The organism is Mesorhizobium sp. M7A.F.Ca.AU.002.02.1.1 (assembly GCF_003998535.1).
Lineage (GTDB): Bacteria > Pseudomonadota > Alphaproteobacteria > Rhizobiales > Rhizobiaceae > Mesorhizobium > Mesorhizobium ciceri.
Genome location: NZ_RZPB01001148.1, coordinates 1 through 1,377, shown reverse-complemented (window position 1 = coordinate 1,377; position 1,377 = coordinate 1). Strand labels below are relative to the sequence as shown.

Annotated in this window: 1 protein-coding gene; it reads left to right on the top strand. The window is 65.0% G+C overall.

The window, feature by feature from the left end; translation table 11 throughout:
* Nucleotides 1-2: 2 nt before the first annotated feature.
* Nucleotides 3-1,286, top strand: a complete 1,284-nt coding sequence (locus tag EN879_RS35950; RefSeq protein ID WP_245493935.1) for a glutamate-5-semialdehyde dehydrogenase — start codon at nucleotides 3-5, stop codon at nucleotides 1,284-1,286.
* Nucleotides 1,287-1,377: the final 91 nt, after the last annotated feature.

The window sequence follows — 1,377 nt, the reverse complement described above, 5'->3', positions numbered from 1 at the left end:
TGCTGAAACTGCATGAAAAATCCGGGGATGACACTGTCGCGCTGATGGCCGATATCGGCCGGCGCGCCCGCGCTGCCGCCCGGCCGCTGGCCATTGCCACAACCGCCGCCAAGAACGCCGCACTGCTGGCCATGGCCGAGGCGATTGTGGCCCGTGAGCAGGACATTCTCGACGCCAACGCCATCGATGTTTCGAATGGTCATGAATCCGGGCTTTCCACCTCCTTCATGGACCGGCTGAAGCTCGATCCGGCGCGCATCCGCGCCATGGCCGACGGCATCCGCGAAATCGCCGCGCTGCGGGATCCGGTTGGCGACGTGATCGCGCAGTGGGACCGGCCGAACGGTTTGCATATCGAGCGCGTGCGCACGCCGCTCGGCGTCGTCGGCGTCATCTATGAGAGCCGCCCGAACGTCACCGCCGATGCCGGCGCGCTGTGCCTCAAAGCCGGCAATCCGGTGATCCTGCGCGGCGGTTCGGATTCGCTCAATTCTTCCGCCGCCATCCACGCCTGCCTGGTCGAAGGGCTGAAGCAAGCGGGCCTGCCGGAGGATGCCATCCAGCTGGTGCCGACCACCGACCGCGCCGCCGTCGGCGAAATGCTGAAGGGGTTGGGCGGCAACCTCGACGTCATTATCCCGCGCGGTGGCAAAAGCCTGGTCGGACGGGTGCAGGCCGAGGCGCGGGTCCCGGTCTTCGCGCATCTCGAAGGCATCTGCCATCTCTACATCGACCGTTCCGCCAAGCTCGATATGGCTGTCAGGATCGCCGTCAACGCCAAGATGCGACGCACCGGCGTCTGCGGTGCCGCAGAGACGCTGCTGGTCGACCGGGCGGTTGCCTCCACGCATCTGGTGCCGATCCTTGATGCACTTCGCGCCGCCGGCTGCGAAATCCATGCCGATGCCGAGGTGCTGAAAGTGTTTTTCGACGCCAAACCGGCGACCGATGCCGACTGGATCACCGAGTATCTCGATGCCATCATCGCGGTAAAACTGGTCGACGGTATCGGTGGTGCGATCGAGCATATCGAGACGTTTTCCTCGCATCACACCGAGGCGATCGTCGCCGAGGATGCGCAAGCCGTCGAGCGGTTTTTCAACGAGATCGATTCGGCGATCCTGCTGCACAACGCATCGACGCAGTTCGCCGACGGCGGCGAATTCGGCATGGGCGCCGAGATCGGCATCGCCACCGGCAAGATGCATGCGCGCGGACCGGTGGGCGTCGAACAGCTGACGTCGTTCAAATACCGTGTGCGCGGGTCGGGACAGGTGAGACCTTGAGCGCTGGTCTTACCCTTCCCCTTGTGGGGAGGGTGGCGAGCACAGCGAGCCGGGTGGGGGGACGACGCTGAATTCCGCGATACCCCTACCC